This is a genomic window from Haliea sp. (assembly GCF_040222615.1).
GTDB lineage: Bacteria > Pseudomonadota > Gammaproteobacteria > Pseudomonadales > Halieaceae > Haliea.
The window spans coordinates 20,149-27,231 of record NZ_JAVKCQ010000169.1 but is presented as its reverse complement, the minus strand read 5'-3'; the positions used below and the strand labels follow the sequence as shown (position 1 = coordinate 27,231).

Below are 7,083 nucleotides of genomic sequence, written 5' to 3'. Positions count from 1 at the left end.
TGAGATCGTCAATATCCCCCCTGTCAGAGTGGAAGTGGAAACTGTCAGGGAGGGAAACTTCCGCGGCTTCGACAGTGGCCGGTTCTATCTGGTTGACAGCGGCTCCCTGTCGGCCCGCTATCGGGGTCGTACGGTCTATATCCTGGATGAGGGGGACCTGCTCCTGCCCGATATCGCGGGCGCCAGCCAGTCGGGCATGGCGGTGTTCTACGGCAGCGAGGCCGGCGCCAGTCTCTACGGCTATCCCGGGCTTGAATTCATGCAGCGCGTGTTTGCCGATCCCGGTGCCAACAAGCTCTGGACGCGCCTGATGATCACCTATGCCGGCCTCCTGTTGCGGATAACAGCCGCCAACGCCCGGGACAACGCGGTGGCGACTCCCGGCTTTGAGGAATACCAGCCGGGCGAGGTAATCATCAACCAGGGTGAGCGGGCAGATTACGTGTTCAACCTCTCTTCCGGTACGGCGGAGGTCATCGTCGACGACGTTATCGTTGGCCGCATCAGCGAGGGGGAGATATTCGGTGCCATGGCGGCGCTCACCCAATCCGATCGCAGCGCCACGGTGCGCGCACGGACCCGCTGTTCAGTGGTGAAGGTACCGAAAGAGCAATTCGCCGATCTGATCAGAAGCAACCCGGCCACGATCCACAGCCTGCTGGTGGACATGGCCAACTCCATCGTCAATCTCAACGAGCAGCTGGTAGGCTTGCGCAACGGGCCCGGCGGCAGCTGAGTGCGCTGCCCCGCCCTGCACTGGCAGGGCGCCTGCCGGGGTCTCGGGTAAACAGTTACAGGTTCTTTTTGCATGTCTGAAGTAGTGGAAATCGACAGCGACGGCATCGAGCAGGTGTCGTTGCAGAAATATACGGAAAAGGCGTACCTGGACTATTCCATGTACGTCATCCTCGACCGTGCCCTGCCCCACATAGGCGACGGCCTCAAGCCGGTACAGCGGCGCATCATCTATGCCATGAGCGAACTGGGCCTCAAGGCCAGTGCCAAGTTCAAGAAATCCGCGCGCACAGTCGGCGACGTGATCGGCAAGTTCCACCCCCACGGCGACAGCGCGGCCTATGAGGCCATGGTCCTGATGGCCCAGAACTTCAGCTACCGCTACCCGCTGGTGGACGGCCAGGGCAACTGGGGTTCTCCCGACGATCCCAAATCCTTCGCCGCCATGCGCTATACCGAATCCCGCCTCACGGCCTATGCCGATGTTTTGCTGGCCGAGCTGGGGCAGGGCACTGCCGACTGGGTGCCCAACTTCGACGGTACCCTGGAGGAGCCGTCGGTGCTGCCGGCGCAAGTGCCCAACGTCCTGCTCAACGGTACCACCGGCATCGCCGTGGGCATGGCCACGGATATCCCGCCGCACAACCTGCGCGAAGTGGTGACCGCCGCCATCCGCCTGCTGGAATCACCCCGGGCCACCGTAGCCGAGCTGTGCGAGCATGTGCAGGGCCCGGATTTTCCCACGGAGGCGGAAATCATCACTCCCCGGGCGGAGATCCGCGCACTGTACGAAACCGGCCGCGGCGGCCTGCGCATGCGGGCGGTGTGGGAGCGCGAGGGCGGTGACATCATTGTCCGCGCCCTGCCCTACCAGGTGTCCGGGTCCCGGGTACTGGAGCAGATTGCCCAGCAGATGCAGGCGAAAAAGCTGCCCATGGTGGCCGACCTGCGGGACGAATCGGACCATGAGAACCCGACCCGGCTGGTGATTGTGCCGCGCTCCAACCGGGTTGATCTCGAGGCGGTGATGAGCCACCTGTTCGCCACCACCGATCTGGAGAAGACCTACCGGGTCAACCTCAACATGATCGGCACCGATGGCCGCCCGGGGGTAAAATCCCTGGACCGCATCCTGCGCGAGTGGCTGCAGTTCCGCACCACCACGGTGCGCCGGCGCCTGGAATACCGCCTGGACCGGGTGCTCAAGCGCCTGCATATCCTCGAAGGCTATCTGGTCGCGTACCTCAATATCGACGAAGTGATCCACATCATCCGTACCGAGGACAAGCCCAAGGCGGCGCTGATGGCGCGCTTTGGCCTCAGCGACACCCAGGCCGAGGCGATCCTGGAGCTGAAGCTGCGCAACCTCGCCAAGCTGGAAGAAATGAAAATCCGCGGCGAACAGGATGAGCTGGCGCAGGAGCGCGACCAGCTGCAGCTGGTCCTCGGCAGTGACGCGCGTCTGAAGACCCTGATCCGCAAGGAGCTGCAGGCGGTGGCCGAGCAGTTTGGCGATGACCGCCGTTCGCCCATCGCGGAGCGCGAGGAGGCCCGCGCCTTCAGCGAACTGGAACTGATGAGCGCGGACCCGATTACCGTGGTGCTCTCGGAGAAGGGCTGGATACGCGCGGCCAAGGGTCACGATATCGACTCCGCCAGCCTGAGCTACAAGTCCGGCGACGGCTTCAAGCTGGAGGCTCGCGGCCGCAGCAACCAGCCCACTGTGATCCTGGATTCCACCGGTCGGGCCTACACCCTGCCGTCCCACAACCTGCCTTCTGCACGGGGCCAGGGAGAGCCGGTTACCGGGCGCATCAGTCCCCCGTCCGGAGCCACGTTTGAAGGCCTGCTGCTGGCGGACGACAGCCAGCGATTCCTGCTCGCCAGCGATGCCGGCTACGGCTTCGTTGCGCTGTACTCCGACCTGCAGGGAAAGAATCGCGCCGGCAAGGGCGTGCTGTCGCTGCCCAAGGGCGGCCAGGTGCTGCAGCCGGCACCGGTACCGGCCCAGGACGAGGGCGCCTGGGTGGCGGCGGTGTCCAACGAGGGTCGCCTGCTGGTGTTCCCCCTGGCGGAGCTGCCGCAACTGGCCCGGGGCAAGGGCAACAAGATCATGGGGATTCCCTCCGCCCGGGTCCAGAGCCGCGACGAGTTCCTGGTCGCGGTGCAGGTGATCAGCGAGGTCCAGGCGCTGGTGATCCTGGCGGGCAAGCGCCACCTCACCCTCAAGTTCAGTGAGCTGGAGCACTACCGGGGCGAGCGCGGCCGCCGCGGCAACAAGCTGCCGCGGGGTTTCCAGAAGGTAGACGGGATGCGGGTGGAGGGCTGACCCGGCCCGGCTCGCGCAAGGAGGTTTGGTGCCCAGCCAGAAACCAGTGCCACCCCCCCGCCGCGGTCGCGGCCGGCCGCCGAAAATCACCCGTGAAAAGGTGATTGAAGCCACCATGTCTCTGCTGGAGGACCGCGCGCCGGAAGAGATCAGCATGGCGGAAGTGGCCGCCAGGCTGGGTAGCCCGGTCATGTCTCTCTACAACCATTTCCCCAACACCAGTGTCCTGCTGCAGGCCGTCGCGGACCATTCCTTTGGCCAGTTCAGGGCCCCGCGCACGGCCGCGGACGCCCCCTGGCAGACAGTTTTGCTGGACTGGTTGCGGGAACTGGCCCGGCACTGCGACCGTCACCCGGTGGCGCTGCGGATCATGTCCATCGAGGGGCGCGCCACGCCGGCGTGGCGGTGCATCCTTGCGCCGCTGCTGGCGGTGCTGGAGGCCACCGGGGCGGACGAGCAGCATGCGGCTCTGCTGCTGGCCTGGATCACCAGCCAGGCCCTGGGCCTGATCTACATCGAAGAGTTCGCAGACCCCGCCCGGCGCTTGGCGCCGCTGACCGCGGCGGCGGTGGAACAGGACGCGCCCTATCTGGCCGCGCTCAACCGGCGCCTGCCCGAAGTGCAGCGGCAGCAGGTGCTGGAGCTGGGTTTCCAGGCCATGGTTGACGGACTTGAACGGCACCTGCAGCGCCCCCTGAAATAATTATAGAAATACTTATTAAAAATACCTACACTGGTGGCAGTGGGGGTGCTCGGGCGTGCAGGCGCCCGTTACCCCGCGGGATAAAAACCATAATCCACGAGGTAGCGACGAATGAACAAGACAATGATTCGCAACGGCATGGTCGTTGACGGCACGGGTGCTCCAGCATTCGCGGCGGATGTGCGCATCCGCGATGGCGTGATCACGGCGGTTGCGCCGGGCCTGCAGCCAGAACCCGGCGAGGAGGTGGTCGACGCCAGCGGCTGCCACGTCGCGCCGGGCTTTATCGAAAGCCACACCCACTTCGACGGCGCCATGTGGTGGGACCAGGAACTGGACCCCCTGCCCGGTTACGGTGTCAGTACCGTGGTCATGGGCAACTGCGGCTTCTCGGTTGCCCCGGTCTCTGATGACGAGGCGGCACGCCGCGAGGTGGTGGGCATCTTCTCCTTCTTCGAGGATATTCCCGAGCAGCCTTTCCTCAAGGAGCTGCCCTGGGACTGGCGCAGCTGGCCCGAGTACAAGGAATCCATGATTCGCAACGTGAAGTTGCCCGCCAATTACGCCGCCTTCTGTGGCCACATTGCCCTGCGGCTGGCGGCGATGGGGATGGAGGCCTGGGACCGTGCGGCCACCCCCGCGGAAGTGAAGAAGATGTGCACCCTGCTGGACGAGGCCCTGGGCGCGGGCGCACTCGGCATGTCCTCCAACCTGTTCGACCACGATGGCCAGGATCGTCCGGTGCCCTCGCTGCAGGCGGATGACGCCGAACTGGGTGCGCTGATGGAAGTGATCAGCCGTCATCCGGGGGCAACCCTGCAGGTGATCGTGGATACTTTCCGCAACATGACCGCACCGGAAACCATGCGTCGCATCGGTCGCCTGGCCGAGGGCATGCCCATTCGCGTGCAGTGGGCCGGCCTGCCGACGCTGGTGTTCCAGCGCGACATGATGGGCATCCAGGCGCCGCTGGTGGAGCTCCACGAACAGTTCAAAGCCGAGGGCCGCGACTTCTGGACCGGCTACGCCCACATTGCGGTGACTTCAACCCTGAGCGTGCAGAGTTCACTGATCTTTGCCCAGTCCAATGACTATGTCTGGCACGAGGTGGTTGTCGCCGAGGGCGACGCTGCCAAGGCCGCCCTGTTGCGCGATCCGGACTGGCGCCAGCGCGCGCGCGAATCCTGGGATACCAAGACCTTTGAGTTCTCCCCCTTTCCCAGCGGACGGGCGGAACATCTGCTGCTGATGAACTCTGACAACGGTGCAGGCCCCACCCACCTGACCCTGGGAGAGTACCAGCAACAGATCGGGGCGGTGCATCCGTCGGACGCCATGGCTGAATGGCTGCTGGCCAATGGTCTGCAGTCCACTGTGACCATGCCGCCCTTTGAGCGCGACCGGGAGATGGTGCTCAAGCTGATGCGGGATCCCTACTCCGTCGGCAATATCAGCGATGCCGGCGCCCATGGCCAGATGCTGTGCGGCGGCGGCGAGAACATCAAGCTGTTCACCGATTTCGTGCGCTCCGGCGAGCTGACCCTGGAGGAAGCGGTGTATATCCAGACCGGCAAGCTGGCCGACCACTTCGGGTTCCGTGATCGCGGCACCCTGGCCGCGGGCAAGCGTGCGGACATCACGGTGTTCAACCTCGACGAGGTGCAGGAGCGCGAGATGAAGCGGGTCTACGATGTACCCGACGGCAAGGGCGGCTTTACCTGGCGCTGGAGCCGGGATCCGGCGCCGATGCGTCTGACCATGGTAAACGGCGAGGTGACCTTCGACGGCCAGCAGGGCACTGACGCCCGTCCCGGGACCATGCTGGCTCCCGCGGCGGCCTGAGCGCCGCGTTAGCAGTCGTCCCGCGCGCTTGCCTTTGCCCGGGTGGATGGCGGTGCTGTCAGAGCGGCGCTCCAAGGCGCTTGAGCGTCAGCCGCAGCTGGCGTTCAAGCAGGTCGTCCCAGGGGTTGAGAAACTCTTCCAGGATGCTGTAATCGCCCAGCTCGCTGGGGCGCTGTTCGAGCCGGCTGCTGACGTCCAGGTCTTCGCAGACTGACGGCGACAACATGACCTGCGGCGGTTGGCTGGCGCACAGGGTTTGCAGCTCATCCAGGGTGGACTGGATGTACAGGCCCGGATAGATGTCCGTCTCGTCGCCCCGGCCCAGTTCGCTCTGGGCCACCGCCATGGCGATGTTCAGGGACAGGGTCATCTGCTTTTCCAGTTCCTTGCTGATGGCGCGCACCAGCCAGGCGCAGGAGGCGGCGCGAAAGGCGGCGCTGCCACCGCTGGTATTGCCGCTGAAGAAGACTGCCAGCCCAAACTGGCGCACCACCTGCAGCTGGCCGCCGTAGAAGCCGGCGGCGGCATAGACGATCTGGTGCAGGCGGTCCGTGTAGCGGTGCAGGGAGCGCTCATCGAGGGTGTCGAGGTAGGCGGTCAGGCTGATCAGGTGCAGGTACAGGACCGCAGTGTCGCGATAGTTCTCTTCCTTCGGCCCGGTGCCGGTGCGGGTGCGCAACAGGTCCATGGGCAGCGCGTCAATGTGATACTGCAACTGCATCAGTTCATTGGGTGGCAGGCTGGTGCTGCGGTTGTCGTCCAGGGCAATTGCCCTGGCCTGTCGCTGCAGGCGGCTGGCCAGGAGCCGTTGGCCGAGATGGCGGGTGGCGCCGTAGACGGTCAGGCTCAGCAGCACTGCCAGGCCCAGCAAGCTCAGCAAGAAACGCGTGCGCGCGGTTTCCGCCAGATCGGTGCCGATGGTGATTACCACTTCCCCGGCCAGGTCGTTATCTATCAACACGGCAGCGCGATACTCGCGCCGGTGGTCCCCCTCTACGGCACCGGCCTGGCCCAGGGCCCTGCCTTCAACGTCAAAGATGGCTACCTTGCCGGCGGAAGAGGACTCCACGAACCGGTGCAGGGATGCAGCCACATTGAGCAGGTCGCCGGTTTCCAGCGCGACGCTGATACGCCGGGCTATCTGCTGCGCCAGGGCGTTGCCGAAGCTCGCCTGCTGGACTTCCTGCATGTGCCTGCTGGAGGTGGCGGCGAGCACCACCAGGGCGAGACTGATGAGCAGGCAGGCCAGGGCAGCGACAAGCGCCAGTTGGTGGCTCAGGCTGGAGTCGCGGAATCTGTTGCTCACGCCGGTAGGCTTCCCTGTGTTTGCAAAGCGGTCGAGTATAAACCATGGCTGTCGCTGCCGCGCGGCACTATCGGTACTCGCCTGTCCCGTACCGGCTCCGTGTCCGGGCCTGTCCGGCCGAAGCCGCCCGCCCGAAGCGCCCCGCCCGCACCTCGCCGGCCGCACCTC

Annotated in this window: 5 protein-coding genes; 4 read left to right on the top strand and 1 reads right to left on the bottom strand. The window is 65.3% G+C overall.

All coding sequences use genetic code 11. The features are described 5' to 3' along the window. From RJQ10_RS14080 to RJQ10_RS14065, 4 genes are all read left to right on the top strand, one after another. Positions 1–736, top strand: a 736-nt coding sequence (locus RJQ10_RS14080) for a cyclic nucleotide-binding domain-containing protein (RefSeq protein ID WP_350147677.1), incomplete at its 5' end; no start/stop codon positions are given. Positions 737–808: 72 nt separating this feature from the next. After that, positions 809–3,064, top strand: coding sequence for a DNA topoisomerase IV subunit A (gene parC, locus RJQ10_RS14075; RefSeq protein ID WP_350147675.1), 2,256 nt, complete (start codon positions 809–811; stop codon positions 3,062–3,064). Between the two features lie 28 nt (positions 3,065–3,092). Then, positions 3,093–3,767, top strand: coding sequence for a TetR/AcrR family transcriptional regulator (locus tag RJQ10_RS14070; RefSeq protein WP_350147673.1), 675 nt, complete (start codon positions 3,093–3,095; stop codon positions 3,765–3,767). Positions 3,768–3,878: 111 nt separating this feature from the next. Beyond that, the gene (locus tag RJQ10_RS14065; RefSeq protein WP_350147671.1) at positions 3,879–5,609 is read left to right on the top strand and encodes an N-acyl-D-amino-acid deacylase family protein; all 1,731 of its coding nucleotides are present in this window, start codon (positions 3,879–3,881) and stop codon (positions 5,607–5,609) included. 58 nt (positions 5,610–5,667) lie between these two features. On the opposite strand, the gene RJQ10_RS14060 is transcribed toward RJQ10_RS14065, so the two are convergent. After that, positions 5,668–6,915, bottom strand: coding sequence for a hypothetical protein (locus RJQ10_RS14060; protein WP_350147669.1), 1,248 nt, complete (start codon positions 6,913–6,915; stop codon positions 5,668–5,670). Positions 6,916–7,083: the final 168 nt, after the last annotated feature.

What these genes read in the sequence shown, in the direction of transcription:
- RJQ10_RS14065 (WP_350147671.1), top strand. Translation starts at nt 3,879, where the DNA reads ATGAACAAGACAATGATTCGCAACGGCATGGTCGTTGACGGCACGGGT.
- parC (WP_350147675.1), top strand. Translation starts at nt 809, where the DNA reads ATGTCTGAAGTAGTGGAAATCGACAGCGACGGCATCGAGCAGGTGTCG.